Raw genomic sequence first — 25,552 nt, forward strand, 5'->3', positions numbered from 1 at the left:
AAACAAGAACAGATTAATAGTTCATTTGAACGGGTTAGAGGTTATTCAAACAATGAATTTCTAAATTTAGTGAATGCCCTGGTTAAAAAAGCATAAATATCATGTATTATCTCCTTGAATGATGATAGGAACGAGTGTTGTTTTTAAGTAGTATGTTATTTTTTAAAATAACGGGATAATAACAAAAGTTTCATTTGATAGTGAAAGACAACAGGATAAAATAATAAAAAATAACGTGGAAAAGAAAATATAACAGGAAATGAAAAAGTCTAATAATGAATGAAAATGATCTAAATCATAAGAAAAATGATGCTAGCAAAAATATGGGGTAATCCCATAAGTAGTATGTTTATTGACATGATTGTTCTTGTTTTTCTATTGTTTCTGAAAAATAATTAGCTCGTTGTTTGTCACCATTGACAAAGGCTCCTAAAAAGATTCCAGAGATGAGAATGGAAATGATGCCAACTGTTCCAGAAACCTTAATGATCAGGTTGTCATTTTGTGTGAAAATTGAAGCAATTAAGGTCAGGGCTAACGAAACTAGACCAATGAGGAACCAAACCCATTTTTTCATTTTTATTCACACCTTTGTATTTTTATAAAAACATACCATACTTTTCGCGTTTTATAAAGTCGATTGCGTATCGTCTTTATACAGATAAATCGTATTTGTTTGACCAAACATCCTCGAATTTTTTACAGGCTTTATGTTCATCCTCTCTCATCTTATTCTTTTAGGAGTTACCGGATATTTCATGTTAAAGGGTCAAAGTACAGTCCCATCAGAATATGTTTTATACTATTCTTTTGCTACGCTTTTCATCACGATGGTGATTGCACCTATTATTATAAACAAGTTATAAACATTTTCGTATCTCTGACATGGGAAATTGAGTGATGGTCGGCAGTCGACCATCACTTTTTTCTACTTCTAATGTTCTATTCAGGACCTCAGTTCCACAACTTAGAGAAGACTTTAAGGCTGTAGAGCCTTTTTTTATTTTGATGCATTTTTCAAAACGACTCCAGCAATACTATCTTTAAAATGATTCCAACAATTTCTTCCCGCACACAGAATAGATAATGATGGAGGTGTTGTTTTTATGCCGCTATCGGTTCATAAGATCAGCCGGGAGAAAGTTTGGTTTTTTATTGCCTTCAGTGTCATTGTCATCTACATGTTGCCAGTTTACATATTAAATGAAGATGCTCATATCCGGGTTCATGATAATTTGGACTCAAATATCGCTTGGTATAAGGTACTGGCCGAGAGCGGTCAATTGCATGGAGGTGTTAAAGCGGTCATTCCCCAGATCATGAATGGACTTCCTCGTGATGCTTTCGGTACAGAATGGAGTGGGATCGTCTGGCTGCATGCTTTATTTCCTTCAATGACTGCTTATGCAATCAGCCAATCAATTACACGTATTTTTGCTTTTATTGGAATGTATTTGCTTCTGAAGCGGCATGTTATTCGTGATGAAAAAGCATACTTGATTAGAATTGGTGTTTCGCTTGCATTCGCCCTGACACCTTTTTGGCCGTCAGGAATGCTGAGTACGATGGGGCATCCTCTCGCATTATGGGCTTTTTTAAATATTCGAATGCGAGACTATTCTTGGAAAGAGTGGCTTACTCTTGCTCTTTTACCGTTTTACGCCAGTATCGTTCTCGGATTTTTCTTTTTTCTTGTGGCTGTATCATTGCTCTGGCTTTATGATTTAATCACTAAACGCGATGTTCATCTTCCTTTTCTGGGAAGTATCGCAATGATGACAGGGATTTTTCTTGCGATAGAATATCGGCTTGTTTACTCACTCTTTGCACCTGAAGAAACCATGCACCGTGTTGAATTTGTGTCATCAAGACATGATATTTGGCATTCTTTGCGCCTGTCTGTTAAAAATTTTGTCTTTGGTCATAATCATGTGATGACGGTTCATACCGCAGTGATTCTCCCAATCATTTTGCTGACTTTTGTAATCCTGATCTTAAGAGGCAAACCAAAACGGCGAGAAGAAAAAATGTTTATGTTATTAGTTTTCATCAATTATGCACTTTCTTTCTGGTATGCGTTTTGGTTTAACAAACTATGGGCATTACCAAAAGAAACATTCAGCTTCTTGGCGGCATTTAACTTTGCACGGTTTCATTTTTTACGGCCACTTGTCATTTATGTCAGCTTTGCAGTGGCATGTTATATCTTATGGAAGATGACGAAGCAGTGGAAACGGTTTGTTTATATTGTGGTTATTGCTCAGATTATTGTTCTGATCCCATTTCATGAAGAACTGACCTATGGTGTTCATTATCATTCACCTACATTTCGAGAGTTTTATGCAACTAAACAATTTGGGCAGATTAAGAAATTTATCGGTCGACCTGAGCATTCATACAGGGTGGTGAGCATTGGTCTTCATCCAGCGATCGCGCAGTACAACGGCTTTTATACACTTGATACTTATGCCAACATATATCCGCTGAAATACAAATACCAATTTCGAAAAATTATTGCCAAAGAACTGGAGAAAAGTCCAACTTTAAAACGCTATTTTGATGAATGGGGAAGCCGTTGCTATGTTTTTGTCAATGAACTTGGGAAACATTATGCATTCAAAAAAAATTCCAAGAAAAAAATTACTAACCTTGAGTTAAATACTGGGGTATTTAAACAAATGGGAGGGCGTTATATTGTTTCTTCCATTCCTATTATAAATGCAAAACAAAACAGATTGACATTTTTAAAGCGCTTTACTCATCCTACATCAGCCTGGAACATCTATTTATATGAAGCAAACTGACTTCTAGATAAAAAGGAGGAGGCACATTTGAATCCAGCACAGCCTTTATTAACAATCGTTATCCCATGTTACAACGAAGAGGACGTTCTTTTAGAAACAGCGAGACAGCTGACGGGTGTTTTAAACGACTTAGCAGAAGAAAAACTCATTTCAGCAGGCAGTAAACTGTTATTTGTTGATGATGGTTCAACAGACCGGACATGGTCACTAATTGTGATGGAAAGTACAAAAAATCAATTTGTTACAGGCATTAAATTAGCACGTAATTCAGGACACCAAAAAGCACTTTTGGCTGGACTTGACAAAGCGAAGCAAAAATCAGATTGCGTGATTTCAATTGACGCTGATCTTCAAGATGATATTTCTGTTATTCGCGAGTTTATTGAAAAATACCGAGAAGGCTATGAAATCGTTTATGGTGTTCGCCGTAGCCGACAAACAGATACATTTTTTAAGCGCACGTCAGCCATTTGTTTTTATCGCTTGATGAATAGGCTAGGTATTCCTCTCATTCACAATCATGCTGATTTTCGTCTGATGAACAAACGAGCACTTAAAGAACTTAGCCGTTTTAATGAATCGAATCTGTTTCTCCGCGGCATTATACCGTTAATTGGTTTTCGTTCAACTAAAGTATTTTATGATCGAAAGGAACGGCAAGCTGGAGAAACGAAATATCCGTTGAAAAAAATGCTCTCGTTTGCATTTCACGGGTTAACTTCTTTCAGTGTTGCACCGATCCGTTTTTTTACTTTCGTTGGCATTTTCTTATTTCTGTTCAGCGGGATTGCAGGTGTATATGCGCTCATCCAAAAGATCTTAGGTACAACAAATGCTGGTTGGGCATCACTGATCATATCCATTTGGTTTTTAGGAGGACTTCAATTGATTGGAATCGGAATTATCGGTGAGTATATCGGCACCATTTTTACAGAAGTAAAAAGTCGCCCGAAGTATGCAATTGATATCGATTTATACTCTAAACCGCTAAGGCGACATCATCAAGAAAAACCTAGGAACAAGAATTTATCGTAGAATAACAATGATTTTATGCGGAAATTCTAATCAAGACATTCAAGTTTACTTTGGACAAAGGAAGGAAGTTTCAAGCTTATGGAAGAAAAACAAACCTCCAGGCTGACCGTAGTTGCGATTGGTTCGATCCCGTTAATCATGACACTAGGGAACTCGATGTTAATTCCGATTTTGCCTAAAATCAAGTCAGAACTACATCTTTCACAATTTCAAGTAAGTCTTGTGATTACCGTGTTTTCAGTTACCGCTGCTGTTTTTATTCCAATGCTTGGCTATTTAGCAGACCGCTTTTCACGTAAAGTGATTATTATTCCCTGTCTATTTCTTTATGGTGCAGGGGGAATCCTGGCAGGCTTTGCATCAACAACTTTTTCAAATGCTTTTTTTTGGGTCCTTCTTGGCAGAGGGCTACAGGGACTAGGAGCCGCAGGAACAGCACCGTTGGCAATGGCTTTGACAGGTGATTTATTTAAAGGTTCTGATGAAAGCAGGGTGCTTGGACTTGTCGAAGCTTCAAATGGTTTCGGAAAAGTTTTATCACCTATTTTAGGCGCTTTAATTGCACTGATCGCTTGGTACTGGGTATTTTTTGCTTTTCCGGTCTTTTGTATCGCTCCGATCGTTCTAACTTGGATTTTTATAAAAGAAAAAGCTAAAAAGAAAGATCCTCCGCCTTTTGGGAAGTATGTGAAAGGTTTAGTTAGCGTATTTAAACATGAAGGGAGATGGCTTTTTACCGCGTATTTGGCAGGAGCAGTTTGCTTATTCACATTATTTGGAATTATGTTTTACCTATCTGATGTTTTAGAAAAAACATATCAGACAGATGGTGTAAAAAAAGGACTTATATTGGCTATCCCACTGCTTGTCATGTGTACGACTTCATATATAACCGGCAGTAAAATTGGACAAGATCAGCGATTGATGAAAAAAATGATGATCATCGGTCTCGGCCTTATTACCGTTTCTTATGGAACACTATCATTTTTTTCTGCTTTGATTCCGTTTATCTCAATCCTTGTCATCAGCAGTATCGGAACAGGTTTTGTTCTACCATGTGTCAACAGTTTTATTACAGGTGCTGTCGGTAAAGAGAGGCGGGGATTTGTGACATCGCTTTACGGTTCAGTTAGGTTTTTAGGAGTTGCCATCGGTCCCCCGATTTTCGGTCGGTTGATGGAATGGTCAAAACTCGGAATGTTTCTAACAGTTAGTGGACTTAGTTTTGTCGCTGGAATCTTAGTTCTCACCATGATCCAGATCAAAAAAGAAGACACTACTAAAAAAGGACGAAAAGATCCCAAAAAACTCCAACCTGCTAATGCTAGGTAATGCAGAAGGGAAAAAAACATGCAAATTGAAAGAGTTGACACATTTCCGTTGTTCTACAAACTTTCAGAACCTTATGGAGATGCGAACGGTTACAAACATTACAGAACAAACTATTTAATTCAGGTGACAACTGCTTCAGGAATTACAGGGTGGGGGGAATGTGTTGATTGGTTACCTCTTTTAGATGTGGGCTTTAAAAAGAGGATCATCCCTTTTTTAATTGGAAAACAAGCGGTCAAGCACACCCAACTTATCGGGCAAATCAAAAAGTGGCATCAACGTGCAGCAGCCGCTGTCAGTATGGCTTTAACAGAAATCACAGCAAAAAAAGCTGGGCTGTCGATCTGTGATTTATGGGGTGGCAAACTGAGGGAGCAGATTCCGGTCTATGCTTCTTTTCAATCTTATACGAACCAGAAAGATTGGATCAAACATTCCCTTCGACTTATTGATAAATCTGTCCAAGATGGGTTTTCACAAATCAAGATCAAAACAGGAGGCAAATCATTTTCAGAAGATCTTCTGCACATTCAGTCCATTCAATATATGTATGAGAAACAACTCGGCCTTTTCATTGATGCCAATCAAAGTTATGATCTTGCGTCTGCACGCAAATGGGAACGCTATTTTTCAGGATGGTCCAATTTACTTTGGTTTGAAGAACCGATGCCATTTAATGATTTAACAGAATATCGCTTGCTACGCTCAACCCTTTCTGTTCCGATTGCTGGCGGAGAAAACATGCAAGGCGCAAACCAGTTTTTACCGCTTCTTCGTGAACATGCTCTTGATATGATCCAGCCTGATGTGATGCATGGAAATGGAATAGAAGACTTTCGTCATGTGCTCAAACTTGCCCGCCATTTTGGCAGACGTGTTTCCCCGCATTGTTATGATGGTGCTCTATCACGAGTATATGCAGCCTTCAGCCAAGCATGTTTAACACCCTGGACAAAAATGAAGAGAGAGAACATCGAACCGCTTGAATGGGATGTGATGGACAATCCATTCACATCACTTGTGAAAATGGAAGTGAATAATGGTTATCTACAAGTTCCTGAGAAAATAGAGGTCGATACAGAACTGATCCAAGCCTATTTGTGGGACGGGACAAACTATGGATGATTGTTAGAAAAGAGGGTATATTGTAGATCTTCCCTTTATATAGTATACAGAGGACAAGTTATGTAGAGGGGAACATCCATATGGGCAGAAAAATGAAGATTATCCAAGCAATTATATGGGGGAGTGTCTTACAAGGACTAGGTATGGCGCTGTTTTTATTCCCAAATCATATTCCATCAGGTGGAGCCGCAGGAATTGCCGTGTTACTAAACTTTTGGTTTCAGATTCCGCACGGATTAACGGTCTGGGCTGTCAATTTTTCCTTACTTTTAACAGCCATTAAATGGCTTGAACCCATCACAGTTATCGGTACAATGGGGGCAATTACGATGACATCGGTATCTGTGCAGCTTTTTGAATCTTTTTTTCCTGCGGTCATAACCAACAATATTTGGCTGGACTTATTTTATGGCGCTCTTTTTTTAGGATGCGGCATCGGAATACTATATAAATATAATATTTCAAACGGCGGATTCGGCGCCTTAGCATTACTACTTTCCATCTATCGGGGTGGGAAGCCTGGAACAGCTTTATTTATGATGAACGCTTTTATTTTTCTGTTAACCGCCTCAGTGATTGCCTGGGGCATTGTGATTCAAGCCCTTATTTGCCAATGGATTTCCACGAGATTGATCGATGTGGTTTACCAAATTCGTCTACGTCCTTTGTTTATGCCCGTTTTTGGTTACCGTAATAAAAAATAAGGTCCGAGGAAAAACGGACCTATTCAAACAAATAAAAGGTGTCTGAGCGTAGACCAAGCCTAAGTGTTTCTAAAGGGATGACATCTTGAAAAGGAATGTTCGCAAGATTAGCATTCGGACCTATTTTTTCAATAAAATATGTCTGCATTTTTTTTGTCGGCGCTTCAAAAATTAAGTCATTTGGCTGGATCCCAGATCTCAAGATTTCCTCAATTAAATGAGAACGCATTTCTCCATCACTTTTACATAAACCGCTCGTTCCGCCTTCTCTCGTTTCTGTCATCACTTTTTTAGAACCAGCCTCAAGATCTTCAATAATATGATCAATCCATTCGGAAGATTCCTGTTGATTGCTGATGGTACTATCTTTGCTTCCCACCTCACTGAACACGCAAAACTCTTTTGAAAAATCAGTGATAAAACTTGCTTTTTCTTTATTGGATAACGAAATCGTCCCATTTGAAATTTCAACATACTCACAACCATATAATTGGCAATACCGATAATAGTCTTCAATTTTGTCCTGACTTAAAAATTTCTCAAATAATGTCCCACCAAAAAAGAATTTCACATCATTTTGCTTTAAGCAAGAAATCTTTTCCTCCAAATATTTCGTGATTAAAGAAGTTCCCCAGCCAAATTTAACGAAATCGATATAATTGGCTGCACCTTGAATGGTGTCCTTAAACAAATTTAGAGGAACACCGTTATCAATTAAGATTGTCATCCCATTCGTTCTCGGTTTGAGTTGTCTCTTAGGCAGTTTCAGTTCAGAAGAAATCATGATTACCCCTCACAATCTTTAACTTTCATTTATGAACAAATATTCTAATGGCCATTTCTTCCATAAGTAGGTAAGAAGTGATTTCACTTTTCACCTCCATGTAGATACCATAAAACGCTCTGAGTCATCCATTAAGTCTCTTTTCGTTTTAATGGGTATTTATCCATATCTGAATTCAAATTAATTATATTCACGGTCTGTTTATTAGGTTCCTCACCATCACCAAAAACTCTGGTTTTAAAAATGGAAAATCAAGGCACGTTTGCTTCAGACTATGAATAATCTGCCTATATGTTCTTCAGCGTTTGAAGTTGGGAGGATTTTTCAAAAATAAAATTTTACGGTGGATAAAAGTGAGGGAGTCATGATGAACGATGGTTTAACATATGAAACATGGAATGAGAATATCTCAAATCAACTGATCAATCGCTTTGACAGTGAAATGGAAGTATTAAAGTGGGCGTACCACACATATGACAAAATCGTTTACGCCTGTAGTTTTGGAGCAGAGGGAATCGTTTTAATCGATTTAATTTCTAAGATTAAAAAAGATGCGAATATTGTTTTTTTAGATACGGGTCTGCATTTTAAAGAAACTTATGATCTGATAAAACAAATCGAAGCTAAGTATCCCGCCCTTTCAATCCAACACCTGAAGCCGAGAATGACTTTAAAAGAGCAAGAAGAGAAATGCGGTCGTGAGCTATGGAAACACCACCCTGATCTCTGTTGTCATATTCGTAAAATAAAGCCGCTTCAGGAACATCTTTCAAACATGGATGCATGGATTAGCGGACTAAGACGAGAACAGTCGGAAACAAGAAGAAATGTTCACTATATCAACAAGGATGATCAGTTTAAACTGATTAAAATTTGTCCTCTCATTCATTGGAGATGGGATGACATCTGGAATTATATTAAATTAAATCAGCTTCCTTATCATAAACTGCATGATCATCATTATCCGAGTATTGGTTGTGAGGTATGTACACTTCCTGTAGATGATGGAGCAGACTTAAGAGCAGGAAGGTGGGCCCAACACGGAAAAACAGAATGTGGGCTACATCAACTTCGGTAAGGCGGTATAACAGATGACAATAACCATATTAGCATTTATCATCGCTTTATTTTTTGCCATGAATATTGGAGCAAGTGGAGCGGCAGCATCAATGGGAGTTGCCTATGGATCAGGTGCAATCAAGAAAAGAAACATTGCCCTTTGGATCAGTGGTGTTGGTGTTTTTCTCGGAGCCATCATCGGTGGAAAAGAAGTCGTCAAAACGATTGGTTCAGGCATTATCCCATCATCAATATTAAATGTGAATCTTGTCATCATTATCCTTGGAGCATCAGCAGTTTCACTATTTATCGCAAACATGACTGGCATTCCCCTTTCCACAAGCGAAGTGACTGTTGGTTCAATTGTCGGGGTCGGTATTGCCTTTCATGCGGTGTTTACTGATAAGCTACTGATCATCGTGATGTTTTGGCTGATTGTTCCAATTGTGGCTTTTGCTTTAGCATTTTTTGCTAATCTATTGATTAAAGACATCGAACAAAGGTTCATTTGGCTGAAGCAAAAAAAGTGGACACGAATCCTGACAGTGCTGGTGATTTTAACCGGTTTTTTTGAGGCATTTTCAGCAGGCATGAACAATGTTGCCAACTCCGTAGGACCACTGGTAGGAGCTGGATTGCTGTCAGTCGATAGTGGCACATGTATTGGCGGATTGTTCGTTGCTCTCGGAGCCATCTGTCTTGGTAAGAGAGTCATTGAAACAAACGGAAAAAAAATTACTAATTTCACTCTTTTACAAGGATCAGCTGTCTCCGGACTCGGTGCAATGTTAGTCATCAGTGCATCACTGTTAGGGATTCCGATTCCACAAACACAAGTGACAACCTGCAGCATTATTGGAATTGGTCTATCTGAAAAAGGCTGCTCCATTTTTCGTAAAAGCGTGATTGAAAAATTGCTAAAAGTCTGGCTTGTTTCTCCTGTTTTTTCGCTTGTGATTTCCTATAGTCTCGTCAAAATATTTCTTGAGGCTGATCCTTATTCCATCTCTATTGTTTTGTGCGTATTTCTTGCTACCCTTGGGTCTGTCAGTCTTATGAAGCACACAGGCAAATGGAAATCTCAAAACAATAGAAAAGATAAAATAAAGTATATCATTAGAACAAGAAAACGGGAGAGAGAACCAGCTGCGTGGAGGGATTTCAGTTAACTTTTTTTGAATCCTATATACAGTTCATTAGAATTTGTTTTTCAACAATTCAACTGGTTTAAACTGCCTACAGATGGTAAACAATGAGTGAGGAGGAGGGCCCCGAAAAATGGACTATTTACATTTAACAGTTGAACTAACAGTTGGATTCGCCGCTTTATTTTTTATGACGAAAATACTGGGGAAAACCCAATTTGCTCAAATTACTCCGTTTGATTTTATTTCTGCATTAATATTGGGTGAAATGGTGGGAAATGCGATTTTTGACGAATCAGTCACCATCTGGAAAATTCTCTTTGCCATTATCGTATGGGGTGTTCTTATCTATTCAATTGAGATACTATCGCAAAAAGTTCAAGGAATGAGAGGATTTCTTGAAGGACAGCCAAGCGTTGTGATTAACAAAGGAAAAGTCGACTACAACGCCCTCAAAAAAAACAAGTTGGATCTTAATCAGTTACAAACGTTAGTTCGTGAGAAAGGCTGTTTTTCCCTTCATGAAGTTGAATATGCGCTGTTAGAAACGGACGGAACAATAAGTGTTCTCTTAAAACATCAATACGATGTACCAACAAATAAAGACTTAAATATTACTGCTAAACAAGTACGTCTCCCTGTTTCCATTATCCTTGACGGCAAGCTTGCAAAAGACAACTTGCACATGGCTGGCTTTGATGAAGAATGGTTGAAAAAACAATTATCCAACTACAATATTAATAAATACAGTGATGTTCTGTATGCCGAATGGAGAGAAGATGAACATCAGTTTTATGTTTCAACATACTGACAGACAGCGAGTTCGACATCAATCGAGCTCGTTTTTTCAGCTTTCATCTGAAATGATGCTTTTCTACTAAGTCAATCGACTTAACTCCTAAAGGTATTGTCACTAGTTGACATAAAGCTGACCTGATGAAAATCTATTTGTATGACAAATGATCTATTTTTCACTGTTAACAAAGACCATCATTCTGCAAAAATCTTCATTTTCTGCATGAAGCACTCCGTCCAGTCAAAATCCACATACTTGACATAATAATCTAAAGTGTTAATATACTAACCATGTTCAAAAAAATACGAACAGAATGCGAACAAAACAAAGGGAGATGTTAAAGATCTTTATTCAAAAAAATGTAGCTTTTATTGGGGCAGGTTCAATGGCAGAAGGGATGATCTCAGGCATCGTCCAGTCTAAAAAACTTTCTCCAAGCCAAATCTATGTTACAAACCATACGAATCACCACCGCTTAAAGGAACTTCAACAAAACTATGGAATACAGGGCCTCAAAAAAGAAGAGCTTGATTATGAGAAGATGGATTGCATCATCTTAGCAATGAAACCGAAAGATGCCGAGGCAGCTCTGATGTCCATAAAACCGCATGTTCAACCTCATCAACTCATTTTGTCAGTTTTAGCTGGCATTTCTATTTCATTTATTGAAAACGCCTTGCACACCAACCAGCCTGTTGCAAGAGTGATGCCTAATACTTCGAGTACGATCGGTGCTTCAGCCACTGCAATTTCTGAAGGAAGCGGTGTTACAGCTGAACAATCACAAGTTGCAAAACAATTACTGCAATGTATGGGGGAAGTCTATATCATCGATGAAAGCAAGATGGATATTTTCACAGGAATAGCCGGAAGCGGTCCCGCATATTTTTATTATTTAATGGAGCATATTGAAAAAGCAGGGTCAGATGCTGGCTTAAGCCGAAAACTAACTCGGGAAATCGGTGCACAAACGCTGTTAGGCGCTGCGAAAATGCTTTTGGAAAGCTCGGAAGACACTACTGTTCTCAAAGACAACATTACCTCTCCTAACGGTACGACTGCCGCCGGTTTAAAAGCATTACAAGAAAGCGGTGGAGGCGAAGCTATCGAGCAGGCGATCAAACACGCCGCGAAACGATCGAAATCCATCAGCCTCGAATTGAAACAATTAGTTACAGCAAGATAAACACCTAAAAGAGAAGGAAAAATTCTACAGGAGTGATAAGATGACCTCTAATCGAAAGAGGGTTGTTGTCAAAGTGGGAAGTAGTTCATTAACAAGCCTCAATGGTGAAATTAGCAGAAAAAAGCTTGAAAAGTTAGTTGAACAGATTGTCAGTTTGAAGGATGCAGGACACGAAGTGCTGCTCGTTTCCTCAGGTGCAGTCGCAGCAGGTTACCGAAAACTCGGATTTATCGACAGGCCTGATACATTACCGGAAAAACAGGCATCTGCGGCGATCGGGCAAGGTTTATTAATCGAGTCTTATTCAAAACTGTTTTTATCACATGGTTATATTGCTTCACAAATTTTAATTACAAGAAGCGATTTTTCAGATGAAAAACGGTACAACAATGTCAGAAACACGATGAATGTCCTTTTGGAGCGGGGAATTATCCCGATTATTAACGAAAATGACACAGTCACTGTCAATCGTCTCAAATTTGGAGATAATGACACGCTTGCAGCAAAAGTTTCCGGTCTAATTGATGCAGATCTTTTAACGATCCTCTCAGATATTGACGGACTGTATGACGCAAATCCTCGGCAAACTTCAGGTGCCCGTCTTGTCAAAGAAGTCAGTGAAATCACGCCAGAAATTGAAGCATCTGCAGGTGATGCCGGAAGTGACATTGGAACCGGTGGCATGAAGTCAAAGCTGGACGCTTTTAAAATTACAATGGCCTCAGGTATTAAAGGATTTTTAGGAAAGGCTGATCATCCTGATATTTTGCAAAAAGCAGTGAATGGAACCGCACGTGGAACATATTTTGAATCAAATGCTGATACGCTCACTCTTAACCATAAAAAACAATGGATCGCTTTTAACTCTGGTCCAGAAGGCGATATCATTGTCAGTAATGAAAGCAAAGAGTTTATCATCGACCGTAAAAAAAGCCTGTATCCTTCTAGTATTTACGAAATAAACGGACGTTTTAGCAACGGTTCAGTCGTTCGAATCTTGGATCAAGAAGGAGAAGAGATCGGTTTGGGAATTGTCAATTTCTCTTCAGCAGAACTTCGTAAATGGAAGAAGGATGTGAATCAGGAAACAGCCTCTTCTTCACAGGCTGTCGTTGACAGAGAAGCATTTGTTTGTCATTTAGAGCTATCAGCCCCACTCTAAAAATATGAGGAGGAATATACATGGCAACTATTGATGTCAACATAGCACAAACAATTGAGGAAAAAGCAATAAAGGCAAATCAAGCAGCGAAATCATTGCGACTGGTTACGGAACAGGAAAAAAACGAAGCGCTGTATGCACTTGCCGAACATCTTGAAAAAAACATTGATTTTATCCTCAAGGAAAATCGAAAAGACATTGAAGCCGCTCGGAAGAAATATGATGCAGCCTATATTGATCGGTTGTCACTAAATGAAAACAGAGTGATTGATTTTGCCAACAGCTTAAAAGAGGTCGCAAAACTGGATGACCCGGTCGGTGAGACGATATCCAATTGGACGCTTGAGAATGGACTAAAAGTTGAAAAAATCCGTGTTCCACTCGGTGTCATTGGGATGATTTATGAAGCAAGGCCAAATGTAACGGTCGATGCGACAGGGCTTGCGCTAAAATCGGGAAATGCAATTATTTTAAAAGGTGGATCATCTGCTATTCATTCTAACAAAGCGATCGTCTCTGTCATGCATAGCGCTCTATCTGATACGCGAGTACCGAAAGATGCTGTTCAATTCATAGAAAGTACGGATCGTAACGCTACAAAAGCTTTATTTAAAATGAAACAGCATATAGATGTATTAATTCCTCGTGGAGGAGGCGCCTTAATTCAACAGGTTGTCGAGAATGCGACAGTTCCTGTTCTTGAAACAGGAGTTGGTAATTGTCATCTTTATATTGACAGTGAAGCTGATACAGAAAAAGCACTCAACATTCTCATCAATGCAAAAACAGACCGCCCAGCCGTCTGCAATGCTCTGGAAACACTGATTGTTCATGAAAAGTGGTTGGAGCAAAATGCGACAGAATTAATCGAAGTCTTAAATAAACATCAAATTCAGGTTCATGGGGATGAAAAAGCTGTGCGCTTTATTCCAGGAGCTTCCCTTGCTGATGAAACCGATTGGAAAAATGAATATTTAAGTCTTGAGATTGCCATTAAAGTTGTCGGTCATCTTGATGAAGCATGCGACCATATCGAAACATATGGAACAAAGCATTCAGAAGCAATCGTTACAGAAAATCAAGAAACAGCTAAAGCATTTTTAAGCATCATAGATGCCGCAGCACTTTACCATAATGCCTCAACCCGGTTTACAGACGGGGGAGCCCTCGGTTTCGGGGCAGAAATCGGCATCTCTACCCAAAAACTTCATGCACGTGGACCGATGGGTTTAAAAGAACTTACCACATGTAAATATGTGATGACAGGTAACGGTCATATTAGAGCATAGCATTTTACTTTAGGCTGTCATCATTCCAATTCAATTTGGAATGATGACAGCCTTATTTATTTTTTCACTTCGTTTAAAAGCATGAAGAACATGTTTCCCTAATATGATAATAGAAAGCTCATCCATCAAGACGATAAAAAGGGGGCATTCCATTGAATTATGAATTAAGTAAAGAACAACAAATGATTCGCGAACTTGCTAGAGATTTCGCAAAACATGAAGTTGCACCGCATGCTGAACATCTTGACAAGACAGGAGATTTCCCCATCGAAACCTTTCGGAAAATGGGGAAACTTGGACTTTTGGGAATTCCGTTTCCAGAAAAATATGGCGGTTCAGGTGGTGATACGATTTCTTATGCATTGGCCGTTGAAGAGATTGGTAGAGCGTGCGGCAGTACAGGGCTCAGCTATGCTGCTGCTGTTTCACTAGGGGCTTCCCCGATTGCCTATTTTGGTACGGAAGAACAAAAACAAGAGTATCTTGTTCCGCTTGCACAAGGTCTAGGGCTGGGGTCGTTTGGCTTAACTGAACCAAATGCCGGTTCTGATGCTGGAGGCACACAAACCAAAGCTGTAGAAGACGGAAATGATTATGTGATCAATGGAGAAAAATGCTGGATCACCAATGCAGGGTATGCTCGAACGGTCATTATCACAGCGGTAACCGGCAAAGATGATCAGGGAAAAAATATCATTTCAGCTATCATTGTTCCAACTGATGTCAAAGGATTTACGATTAAGAGTGAATATGACAAAATGGGAGTTCGCGGTTCTAACACTTCACAACTTATATTAGAAAATGTTCGTGTTCCGAAAAAAAACCTATTAGGTAGTCCTGCCAAAGGATTTAAACAATTTTTATATACGCTCGATGGCGGCCGAATTTCGATTGCTGCACTTTCGGTTGGAATTGCTCAGGCTGCATTTGACGCTTCATTAAAATATGCAAATGAAAGAAAGCAATTTAACAGGCCGATTTCCAGTTTTCAAGCCATTCAATTTAAACTTGCCGATATGGCGATGGAAATTGAACTTTCACGAAATATGGTCCTGAAAGCCGCCTGGTTAAAAGATCAAAAACGACCATTCACAAAAGAAGCAGCTTTCGCTAAACTGTATGCTTCAGAGATGGCTGTTAGAGCATCCAATCAAGCGATTCAGATTCATGGTGGATATGGTTATATGAGAGAATATGGGGTTGAACGTTTATTACGTGATGCAAAATTGATGGAAATTGGAGAAGGGACATCAGAGATTCAACGGCTTGTCATTGCTAGACAACTTGGTTTAAAAAAACAAGCATCACAGTGAAAGCGCTTACTAATAAAAGGGGGGAAACAAGTGGCAGAACGGATTCATTTGACGATCGGAGAACTGTTAGAAAAAACAGCGAACCAGATACCTGATCATGAAGCCGTTGTCTACCCCGACCGCGGCCTCAACATAACATACAGACAATTTGATCAACTGTGTCGTAGAACGGCAAAAGGATTGATGAAACTAGGTATTAAAAAAGGTGAACATGTCGCCATCTGGGCTTCGAATACACCGGAATGGCTCTTAACACAGTTTGCTGCTGCCAAAATTGGCGCGGTGCTTGTCACCATAAATACAAATCATCAATCATCAGAACTTGAATATGTACTTAAACATTCTGTTTCAACCACACTCATATTAATGGAATCTTACAAAACCACTTCTTTTACTAAAATTCTTGATGATGTGGTTCCAGAATTGAAAAACTCCGCAGCTGGTGATCTTCAATCTAGCACACTACCTTTATTAAAAAATATCATCATGATAGGAAAAAACAAACATCCTGGAATGTATCTTTGGGATGATTTGGCGAAGCTTGCTGATGACATAAGTGAACAAGAGCTTGAAGAAAGAATGGAAAGCCTTGATCAACATGATGTGATCAATATCCAGTATACGTCGGGAACAACCGGTTTTCCAAAAGGAGTCATGCTCACCCATTATAATTTGGTTAACAATGCCATCAATATTGCGGAATGTTTGAACTTAACAACAATGGATCGAATGTGTATACCCGTCCCTTTTTTTCATTGTTTTGGCTGTGTACTCGGAAATTTAGTATGTGTAACTGTCGGAGGTACAATGGTACCCGTTCAAGAATTCAATCCGAAAACTGTACTGCAGACGGTTGAAATGGAAAAATGTACTGTACTTCACGGTGTTCCAACGATGTTTATCACGGAACTAAGTGAAAAAGATTTTGAATTGTTCGATCTATCCTCTTTAAGAACTGGAATCATGGCAGGGTCTATCTGCCCAGTTGAAGTAATGAAAGAAGTGATTGACAAGATGGGGATGTCTGAAATTACGATTGCTTATGGGCAGACAGAGGCTTCACCAGTGATTACCCAAACAAGATTTGATGATTCTTTTAGAAGAAAAGTTGAAACCGTTGGTCGCGCCCTGCCAAATATCGAAGTGAAAATCACACAACCAGGAACAAACCAAGAAGTGAAAAGGGGAACACAAGGTGAACTGTGTACACGAGGCTATCATGTTATGAAAGGTTACTATAAAGATTTGCAAGCAACGGCTCAAGTTATTGATGAGGATGGGTTTCTTCATACAGGTGACTTAGCTGTCATGGATGAAGATGGATACTGCAAAATAACTGGCAGATTAAAAGATATGATTATTAGAGGAGGCGAAAATATTTATCCAAGGGAGATTGAAGAATTTTTATATCAGCATCCGAAAATTCTTGATGTCCAGGTTGTCGGTGTACCTGATCAAACACTTGGTGAAGAAGTTTCCGCATGGGTAAAAGTGAAAAGCGGGGAATCATTAACAACCCAAGAATTACTAGATTATTGTAAAGGAAAAATCGCCCGCTATAAAATTCCACGTCATATCGCATTTGTTAACGACTTTCCGATGACGGCATCTGGAAAAATACAAAAATTCAAGTTAAGAGAACAAGCAATAAAATATTTTCAATTGTAATTTTATCTTTCATCCGTGACTAACATGAAAGGGGGAGACTTTTTGTATAAAAAAATACTGATTGCTAATCGTGGCGAGATTGCTCTTCGTATTATTCGTACTTGCAAGAAGCTTGGTGTTCAAACAGTAGCTGTTTACTCTGAAGCAGATGCTGAGTTATTACATGTCAAAATGGCTGATGAAGCATGGCTGATTGGAAAACCGCATGTCAATGAAAGCTATTTAAGTATTGAAAAGGTCATCAAAGCAGCAAAACAAGCAGGTGTAGACGCTATCCATCCGGGCTATGGACTGCTTTCGGAAAATAGCCAGTTTGCAAAAAGGTGCCATCAAGAGAATATCTCATTTATTGGACCATCACCGGAAGTGATCGCAAAAATGGGGGACAAAATTACAGCGAGAAAAGCGATGGAACAAGCTGGAGTTCCAGTTGTTCCAGGTGTAACCGAAAGCTTATCAAATCTAGACGATGCGATCAAGATGGCGAATATGATTGGCTATCCCATCATGCTAAAAGCAGCTTTTGGTGGTGGTGGGATTGGCATGCAGCTTGTTCACAATGAAAACGAATTGAAAAAAGCTTATGAAGGGAACCAAAAACGAGCTACAGATTTTTTTGGTGATGGTTCTATGTATATCGAAAAATATATTGAGCAGGCCCGCCATATCGAAATTCAAATATTAGTAGACCAATATGGAAAAGGTGTCTATCTTTGGGAACGTGACTGTTCGATTCAAAGACGACAGCAAAAAATGATCGAAGAAGCCCCAGCTCCATTACTAGACGAAAACATAAAAGTAAAACTTGGAGAAACTGCTGTAAAAGCGGCACGATCGATCGGCTATACCAATGCTGGGACGATCGAGTTTTTAGTTGATTCAAACAACCGTTTTTATTTTCTTGAAATGAATACCCGCCTGCAAGTCGAACACCCGGTCACAGAAGAAATTACTGGTCTTGATCTTGTAGAGGAACAACTTTATGCAGCCTTGGGTAAGCCGCTCACTTTCTCACAAAATGATATTAAGCGAGACGGTCATGCAATTGAAGTCAGAATCTATGCTGAAGATCCAAAGACGTTTTTTCCATCACCAGGAACCATCACTGAATTCAACCTGCCTGAACACCCGAATATCCGTCATGAATGTGCGATATCCACTGGGATGAAGATCACCCCATATTACGACCCCATGATCTCTAAAATGATTGTCAAAGGAAAAAACAGACAAGAGACGATTCAAACTTTAACAAAAGCGCTCGCGCAATATAAGGTGGCAGGAATTAAAACAAACATCCCTCTGCTTGAAGAGATTGTACGATCACCAGACTTTCAAAAAGGTGGTGTCCAAACGAACTTTGTCCAACAGCATCTCTTGAAATAAAAAAGAAAGGAGGCGCTTTATGAATACTGTTGTCATCAATATGGCAGGAAACATATGGAAGATATTAGTGGGTAAGGGCGATCAAATTGAAAAAGGGCAAGAAGTTGCGATTTTAGAGTCTATGAAAATGGAGATTCCCATCATTGCTGAGACAAGCGGGACCGTCATTGAAGTTAAAAAAAAGGAGGGGGAATTTGCTGATGAAGGTGATGTATTATTAGAGCTTCAATCATGCTAGGAGGCAAACAGATGAATGTTCCAAAAAAAATCTCCATTAAAGAGGTCGGACCGCGGGACGGTCTGCAAAATGAACAGGTCCTCCTCAGTACGAGTGATAAGATCTCCTGGATCGATATGCTTTCTGTGACAGGGCTTTCCTATATTGAAATTACATCATTTGTTCACCCTAAATGGGTTCCACCTCTTCGAGATGCACTCGATGTTGCTAAAGGAATCAAACGTCAGCCCGGTGTGACATATGCCGCACTTGTTCCAAATCGAAAAGGGCTTGAACGAGCGATCTCAGGAAATATTGATGAAGCGGCAGTATTTATGTCAGCGAGTGAAACGCACAATCAAAAAAACATTAATAAACCAATCAACAAGACATTTCCAATTCTAAAAGAAGTGATCACTGAAGCGATCGAAGCCAAGCTTACCACAAGAGCCTATTTATCCACCGTTTTTGGCTGTCCTTATGAAAAAAACGTGCCACTAGAACAAATCGTTCGTATCTCTGAAACTCTTTTTGAAATGGGAATTGATGAACTTTCCCTCGGAGATACGATCGGTGCCGCTAATCCCGTACAAGTAGAGCTTATCTTGGAAACATTGTTAAATCGCTTTCCGAAAGAAAAAATTGCTCTCCACTTTCATAATACAAGAGGCATGGCACTTGCCAACATCATCACAGCGATGAATATGGGAATCACTACATTTGATGGAGCATGTGGTGGACTAGGTGGTTGTCCATACGCACCTGGCTCATCAGGCAATGCTGCAACAGATGATCTGATTTATATGTGTGCCCAAATGGGCATAGAAACAGGAGTTGAGCTTGGGAAGCTATTGCTCGCTGCCAAGTGGATCGAAGAAAAAACAGGTAGACAGCTACCAAGCCATAATTTGCAGGCAGCCAAATCATTAGACTGTTTTTCATAAAGAAACGGAGGTATGATGAGTGGCACCAAACATTCTTTTTTCTATTTATAAATCAATCGCCACCTTAACACTAAACAGACCGCATGCCGCCAATTCCCTATCAACATCTCTTCTTGAAGAACTTCACCGTCATCTCAATAGCATTAAATCCAACTCAGCTATCCGCTCTGTCATCATAACGGGAACAGGAGAAAAAGTATTTTGTGCAGGTGCTGATTTAAAAGAAAGAGCACACATGAACCATGGGGAAACAAAACAGACGGTTTCCCTCATCCAAGACGTGATTAAGGAGATTGAAGAATTACCTCAGCCTGTTATCGCATCATTAAACGGTAGTGCTTTAGGAGGCGGCCTTGAACTGGCATTAGCTTGTGATATTAGAATAGCTGCTAACCATATCGAGCTCGGCCTTCCAGAAACAACATTAGCCATTATTCCAGGAGCAGGTGGAACGCAGCGCTTACCACGTTTAATCGGTAGAGGAAAAGCAAAGGAAATGATCTTTACCGGTAACCGCCTCCGAGCAAAAGATGCAAAAGATCTTCAGCTTGTCGAATATGTCGTCCCATTACAAGAACTAAAAGAAAAAACAGAAAATATCGCACAAAAAATTGCTGAAAACGGTCCGATTGCGGTTAGACAAGCAAAATTCGCCATCAACAAAGGGCTCGAAATAGATCTTGCAACAGGACTTTCCATCGAACAAAAAGCTTACGAACTGACCATTCCAACAAATGATCGAACAGAAGGACTGAAAGCTTTTTTAGAAAAGCGAAAGCCTCAATATAAAGGAGAATGAGATTGAAAAGGAGAGAAGAAACCTTATGTCAGCTGAAAAAGAACTGAACAAACGGATGAGCAAGATATTGAAGGGCGGAGCAGAAAAATATCATATTACTAATGAAAAAAAAGGAAAAATGTTTGTCAGAGACCGTCTGGAACTGCTGCTTGACAATGATCTTCAACTTGAAGAGGCATTCTTTGCCAATTGTCTTTCTGACGAATTACCAGCGGATGGAGTCGTAACAGGAATCGGGCAAATCGGAGGGAAAACAGTTTGTGTTATGGCCAATGACTCAACTGTTAAAGCCGGTTCATGGGGGGCACGGACCGTTGAAAAAATCATTCGTATCCAAGAAACTGCCGAAAAGTTAAATTGTCCAATGCTTTATTTAGTTGATTCAGCCGGTGCAAGAATCACTGATCAAGTCGACATGTTTCCAGGTCGAAGAGGAGCAGGCCGCATTTTTTACAACCAAGTGAAACTATCCGGCCGTGTTCCCCAAGTCTGTTTATTGTTTGGCCCGTCTGCTGCGGGAGGTGCCTATATCCCGGCTTTTTGCGACGTTGTTATCATGGTCGAAGGTAACGCCTCGATGTATTTAGGATCTCCACGCATGGCTGAAATGGTGATTGGGGAAAAAGTCTCACTCGAAGAAATGGGTGGTGCAAGAATGCATTGCTCTGTATCGGGGTGTGGGGACATTCTCAGCAAAACTGAGGAAGAAGCGATTTTTGCGGCACGCCGCTATCTGGCTTATTTTCCAGCGAATTATACTGAAAAAGCTCCAGTCTGTGAAACAAAACCCCCAAAAATGTATGAAACACCATTAGAAGATATCATACCGAAAAATCAAAATGCACCATTTCAAATGATGGATTTCATCTACCGCCTGGTTGATGAAGATTCGTTTTTTGAAATTAAAAAAATGTTTGCTCCTGAACTGATTACAGGACTGGCGAGGCTTCAAGGACAGCCAATAGGCATCATCGCAAATCAGCCGATGGTTAAAGGCGGTGTCCTCTTTCATGATTCTGCAGATAAAGCGGCAAAATTTATCAATTTATGTGACGCTTATCATATCCCACTGCTTTTTTTGGCGGACATTCCCGGATTTATGATCGGTACAAAAGTGGAACGTGCAGGAATTATCAGGCACGGAGCGAAAATGATTTCAGCAATGGCAGAAGCAACCGTTCCAAAACTGTCCGTCATTATTAGAAAAGCATATGGTGCTGGGTTATATGCTATGGCAGGACCAGCCTTTGAACCAGATTGCTGCTTGGCCTTGCCGACAGCACAGATTGCTGTGATGGGGCCTGAGGCTGCAGTCAATGCTGTTTATGCCAATAAGATTAAAGAATTGCCCGAAGAAGAGCGATCCATATTCATTACCGAAAAGCGTGAGGAGTATCAAAAAGACATCGATATTTATAGGCTCGCTTCTGAAATGATTGTCGACGCTATCATTCCTGCCAACTCCTTACGCACAGAACTAAGCAAACGTCTTTCGGCCTATGCCGGAAAATCGATGATCTTTACGGAAAGAAAACATCCTGTATATCCAGTCTAATGAGAAAACGAAAAAGGAGGAGCATGATGACTGAAAAAGCAGTTTGGCAACCTGATTCAAAATTCATTCAATCAACTAGGCTGTTCCAATGGATGAAATCCCTCGGTTTCTCCGAATATACCGACTTCCTCAAAGCCACTACAGATGATATCGCCTGGTTTTGGGAAGAAGCTGAAAAAGCGCTAGACATCAGCTGGTACAAGCGATACAACGAAACGTTAAATATTGATCGCGGCATTAAATGGCCAAGATGGTTTACTGGAGGCCGCTTAAATGTTGTATATAATGCAGTCGAAAAATGGGCGCATCATCAAGAAACTGCCAAACAGACAGCGATCATTTGGGAAAGTGAAGCTGGGCAAACGAAACAGATTTCTTTTTCAGCATTAAATGAGGTCATCTCAAGGACAGCTCAAGGATTAAAAAAACTGGGAATTGTTAAAGGGGATGTCATTGCCATCTATTTGCCAATGCTCCCCGAAACCGTTATTGCGATGCTTGCAGCCGCCAAACTCGGGGCGGTTGTATTACCGATTTTTTCTGGCTATGGTGCTCATGCAGCAGCCATCAGATTAAAGGCTGGTAAAACTAAAATGATTGTTACCGCCAATGGCTTTTTAAGAAGAGGCAAGATCGTCAACATGAAGAGAGAAGTAGATGAGGCTGTAAAAATGGCGGAATCTATTGAAAAAGTCATCGTTTGCAAACTTCATGATATCGAAACACCATGGAATGAACAGTTAGATATCAATTGGGATGAACTGCTAAAGAACAAACCACTAGAGAAAACGGAAGAAATGGAAAGCACTGATCCCCTCATGCTACTTTACACATCTGGAACAACAGGCACTCCGAAAGGTACGGTGCATACCCATGCCGGTTTTCCAATTAAAGCCGCGTTTGATGCCGGATTTGGTATGAATGTCAAACAAGGTGATACGTTTTTTTGGTTTACAGATATCGGTTGGATGATGGGACCATTTTTAATTTTTGGCGGTTTAATAAATGGCGCATCCATTTTATTGTATGATGGAGCACCAGATTTTCCAGAACATGATCGACTCTGGAAACTTATTCATCGCCATCATGTTACACACCTTGGTGTCTCACCGACACTGATCCGCTCATTGCTTCAGTATGGTGAAGATTTTCCTGAACTAAACAGTCTCAAAGTGATCGCTTCTACTGGTGAACCTTGGAACCTTGAGCCATGGTTATGGCTTTTCGAGCATGTTGGAAAAGGAAAACTCCCCATCGTCAACTACTCAGGGGGAACAGAAATATCCGGTGGTATATTAGGGAATGTTCTGCTTCTACCGATTACGCCAATGACCTTTAACTCGACCTTGCCGGGAATGGCCGCCAATGTGTTTAATGAAGATGGAAAAGAAATGATAAATGAAGTTGGTGAACTTGTGCTGACAAAACCATGGGTCGGCATGACAGATGGTTTTTGGAATGAACCAGACCGATATGAAAAAACATATTGGAACCGCTTTAAAAATGTTTGGGTGCACGGTGATTGGGTCAAAAGGGATGAAAATGGATACTGGACAATTAACGGACGTTCTGATGATGTGATCAATGTAGCTGGGAAAAGAATCGGGCCAGCAGAAATCGAATCGGTTTTAGTAAGCCATCCGGCTGTGGTCGAAGCCGGTGTGATCGGTATTCCTGATCATATAAAAGGGCAGGCAGTTGTCTGCTTCATTGTTCTTAAACAAACAGAGATCTCCCAAGAACAATTAAAGAACGATCTGTTAGAACTTGTCTGCAACATGATGGGGAAAGCAATCAAACCTAAAGAATTATATTTTGTCAGCGGTCTTCCTAAAACAAGAAATGCTAAAATCATGAGAAGACTGATTCGTAGTGCATATTTAAATGAGCCTTCAGGCGACTTATCGACATTGGAAAATCCAGATGTGTATGAAGAAATGACTCGACTTTCAGCACATTAGCATTTTATCTTTTAAAATAGCTAAACAGCTACCAAATTAGCACTATGAATGCTAGTTAAATGTGTCAATTTTCTACCTGTAAGACTTCTTCTTTGGCATTTGATGTGTATTATCAAAGCCATTGTCGTTTTAAATTGGGTCGTTCGACAAATTGATCTTATAAATAATCCTGCAAAAAATCATTTTTTTGTTATTAGAAAGATAAGGTTAGTTTCTATTTAAATTGTATAAACGAAAAGAGATCCAACAGCTGTAACAGTTGAGTTCAGGCCCATCAAAGGGCCGTTTCAGCTCAAAGAAAATGGAGATAAACCTTCCCTATTAACTTCACACACTCCAAAGGAAGGTTTATTTGTTTAACAAGGAAGAATTAACATGTAGCCATCATGAAATAGGTCGCTTGAAACAGGGGATGAGCCAAAATGTATGATAAATATAACTGAATTTCAAGAGGTTGGTTTTATGGAGCCCATTTTGAAATGATGATAATAGAATGTATAATCATCTTTAGAAATTGAAAGTGAATAAGACCATCCAGTCATGTAGAAATGATCCGATTGTTATTTGCTTGTACCCTTAATCAAATGCATCTTTCATGATGTTCATTTGTTTAAAAACATTCTTTCTCCTGCGCAGAATGTTTTTTCAATAAAATAACACACGTTTAACTGCGGAAGACGACATTTTTAAATGAGAACAAAAGTTACTGAGAAAGATATATACATGATAAAACATCAGACAGCTGCCGGAATTTGATCTGACAGCAACTAGAAAGGGAAATGAAACGATGTATTTAACAATTAAAGAAACAGCACAATATTTATCAGTTACAGAAGCCTATATCAAACAGCTCATGAACCAAAAGAAAATCCGTTTCATTCATGATGGAGAGCAGTATTTAATCTACAAAGAGCAGTTTAACACCCATTTAGAACAAATGAAAAAGTATAAAGAGTTAATTGAAGCGATACTTCGCGAACCAATTCCTGAAGATCCGGATGTAAAAGATGAAGATTAGTCACTGTGTATACCATAAAAATATTATGTAAACTAATATTTTATTATATTATGCTAATAATGATTTCTCCTGCCTTCCCTGAACAAGCAAAAAAAGGGGAAAAGTCAAAGCAAATGACACAATTAAGGGAATAAAAGGAATTGAAGACCCCTTATAAATCAAGGATTTAATAATTTTATTACATTTTCGAAACAATCACGTTCATTTTTTGTTCAAAAAATGTTATCATTTAATAGTAAAATAGCTTGCAAGTTTTTAGTGTACTGAAAACAG

At 39.4% G+C, this 25,552-nt stretch carries 22 protein-coding genes; 20 read left to right on the forward strand and 2 right to left on the reverse strand.

All coding sequences use genetic code 11. The annotated features are described in order from the left end of the window. Window positions 1-349 precede the first annotated feature (349 nt). Complete coding sequence (locus tag PDT38_RS01880; protein ID WP_270798627.1) at window positions 350-577, reverse strand: DUF5316 family protein; 228 nt, start codon at window positions 575-577, stop codon at window positions 350-352. A gap of 604 nt (window positions 578-1,181) precedes the next feature. Between PDT38_RS01880 and PDT38_RS01885 the strand changes: the two genes are divergently transcribed. The 5 genes from PDT38_RS01885 (at window position 1,182) to PDT38_RS01905 (ending at window position 7,000) form a co-directional block, all read left to right on the forward strand. Then, on the forward strand, window positions 1,182-2,804 hold the full coding sequence (locus tag PDT38_RS01885) for a DUF6044 family protein (protein ID WP_394356233.1): 1,623 nt from the start codon (window positions 1,182-1,184) through the stop codon (window positions 2,802-2,804). A 27-nt stretch (window positions 2,805-2,831) separates the two neighbouring features. Then, on the forward strand, window positions 2,832-3,839 hold the full coding sequence (locus PDT38_RS01890) for a glycosyltransferase family 2 protein (protein WP_270798630.1): 1,008 nt from the start codon (window positions 2,832-2,834) through the stop codon (window positions 3,837-3,839). A gap of 78 nt (window positions 3,840-3,917) precedes the next feature. After that, a complete protein-coding gene (locus PDT38_RS01895) occupies window positions 3,918-5,171 on the forward strand; it encodes an MFS transporter (RefSeq protein ID WP_270798632.1) in 1,254 nt (417 codons plus the stop codon). An 18-nt stretch (window positions 5,172-5,189) separates the two neighbouring features. Next, window positions 5,190-6,296, forward strand: a complete 1,107-nt coding sequence (locus PDT38_RS01900; protein WP_270798634.1) for a mandelate racemase/muconate lactonizing enzyme family protein — start codon at window positions 5,190-5,192, stop codon at window positions 6,294-6,296. 80 nt (window positions 6,297-6,376) lie between these two features. Beyond that, a complete protein-coding gene (locus tag PDT38_RS01905; protein ID WP_270798636.1) occupies window positions 6,377-7,000 on the forward strand; it encodes a YitT family protein in 624 nt (207 codons plus the stop codon). A gap of 19 nt (window positions 7,001-7,019) precedes the next feature. Here PDT38_RS01905 and PDT38_RS01910 read toward each other — a convergent pair whose 3' ends face one another. Next, window positions 7,020-7,784, reverse strand: coding sequence for a phosphosulfolactate synthase (locus tag PDT38_RS01910; protein ID WP_270798638.1), 765 nt, complete (start codon window positions 7,782-7,784; stop codon window positions 7,020-7,022). 367 nt (window positions 7,785-8,151) lie between these two features. Between PDT38_RS01910 and PDT38_RS01915 the strand changes: the two genes are divergently transcribed. The 15 genes from PDT38_RS01915 to PDT38_RS01985 all read left to right on the forward strand — a co-directional run bounded on the left by PDT38_RS01915 (window position 8,152) and on the right by PDT38_RS01985 (window position 25,279). After that, entirely contained in the window at window positions 8,152-8,862 is a 711-nt protein-coding gene (locus PDT38_RS01915) for a phosphoadenylyl-sulfate reductase (protein ID WP_270798640.1), read from the forward strand. A gap of 13 nt (window positions 8,863-8,875) precedes the next feature. Beyond that, window positions 8,876-10,012, forward strand: a complete 1,137-nt coding sequence (locus PDT38_RS01920; RefSeq protein ID WP_270798641.1) for an inorganic phosphate transporter — start codon at window positions 8,876-8,878, stop codon at window positions 10,010-10,012. A 109-nt stretch (window positions 10,013-10,121) separates the two neighbouring features. Further along, window positions 10,122-10,799, forward strand: a complete 678-nt coding sequence (locus PDT38_RS01925) for a DUF421 domain-containing protein (RefSeq protein WP_270798643.1) — start codon at window positions 10,122-10,124, stop codon at window positions 10,797-10,799. Between the two features lie 319 nt (window positions 10,800-11,118). Further along, window positions 11,119-11,970 (forward strand): pyrroline-5-carboxylate reductase, encoded by an 852-nt coding sequence (gene proC / locus PDT38_RS01930; protein ID WP_270798644.1) that lies wholly within the window; start codon window positions 11,119-11,121, stop codon window positions 11,968-11,970. A gap of 40 nt (window positions 11,971-12,010) precedes the next feature. Then, window positions 12,011-13,132 (forward strand): glutamate 5-kinase, encoded by a 1,122-nt coding sequence (proB, locus tag PDT38_RS01935; RefSeq protein WP_270798646.1) that lies wholly within the window; start codon window positions 12,011-12,013, stop codon window positions 13,130-13,132. Window positions 13,133-13,152: 20 nt separating this feature from the next. Next, window positions 13,153-14,421, forward strand: a complete 1,269-nt coding sequence (locus tag PDT38_RS01940) for a glutamate-5-semialdehyde dehydrogenase (RefSeq protein WP_270798648.1) — start codon at window positions 13,153-13,155, stop codon at window positions 14,419-14,421. A 152-nt stretch (window positions 14,422-14,573) separates the two neighbouring features. Beyond that, a complete protein-coding gene (locus tag PDT38_RS01945) occupies window positions 14,574-15,734 on the forward strand; it encodes an acyl-CoA dehydrogenase family protein (RefSeq protein WP_270798649.1) in 1,161 nt (386 codons plus the stop codon). Between the two features lie 30 nt (window positions 15,735-15,764). Next, window positions 15,765-17,402 (forward strand): AMP-binding protein, encoded by a 1,638-nt coding sequence (locus PDT38_RS01950; protein WP_270798651.1) that lies wholly within the window; start codon window positions 15,765-15,767, stop codon window positions 17,400-17,402. 42 nt (window positions 17,403-17,444) lie between these two features. After that, window positions 17,445-18,785, forward strand: a complete 1,341-nt coding sequence (locus PDT38_RS01955; protein WP_270798653.1) for an acetyl-CoA carboxylase biotin carboxylase subunit — start codon at window positions 17,445-17,447, stop codon at window positions 18,783-18,785. 19 nt (window positions 18,786-18,804) lie between these two features. Then, window positions 18,805-19,023 carry an acetyl-CoA carboxylase biotin carboxyl carrier protein subunit gene (locus PDT38_RS01960; protein WP_270798655.1) on the forward strand — a complete coding sequence of 73 codons (219 nt, stop codon included), beginning with the start codon at window positions 18,805-18,807 and terminating at the stop codon, window positions 19,021-19,023. Window positions 19,024-19,034: 11 nt separating this feature from the next. Continuing rightward, entirely contained in the window at window positions 19,035-19,946 is a 912-nt protein-coding gene (locus PDT38_RS01965) for a hydroxymethylglutaryl-CoA lyase (RefSeq protein WP_270798656.1), read from the forward strand. 19 nt (window positions 19,947-19,965) lie between these two features. Further along, window positions 19,966-20,745 carry an enoyl-CoA hydratase gene (locus PDT38_RS01970; protein WP_270798658.1) on the forward strand — a complete coding sequence of 260 codons (780 nt, stop codon included), beginning with the start codon at window positions 19,966-19,968 and terminating at the stop codon, window positions 20,743-20,745. Between the two features lie 25 nt (window positions 20,746-20,770). Continuing rightward, window positions 20,771-22,300, forward strand: a complete 1,530-nt coding sequence (locus PDT38_RS01975; protein WP_270798660.1) for an acyl-CoA carboxylase subunit beta — start codon at window positions 20,771-20,773, stop codon at window positions 22,298-22,300. Between the two features lie 26 nt (window positions 22,301-22,326). Further along, window positions 22,327-24,261 (forward strand): AMP-binding protein, encoded by a 1,935-nt coding sequence (locus PDT38_RS01980; RefSeq protein WP_270798662.1) that lies wholly within the window; start codon window positions 22,327-22,329, stop codon window positions 24,259-24,261. 787 nt (window positions 24,262-25,048) lie between these two features. After that, complete coding sequence (locus PDT38_RS01985) at window positions 25,049-25,279, forward strand: excisionase family DNA-binding protein (RefSeq protein ID WP_270798664.1); 231 nt, start codon at window positions 25,049-25,051, stop codon at window positions 25,277-25,279. Window positions 25,280-25,552 lie beyond the last annotated feature (273 nt).

This window comes from Bacillus changyiensis, assembly GCF_027706145.1.
Taxonomy (GTDB): Bacteria; Bacillota; Bacilli; order Bacillales; family Bacillaceae; genus Bacillus; species Bacillus changyiensis.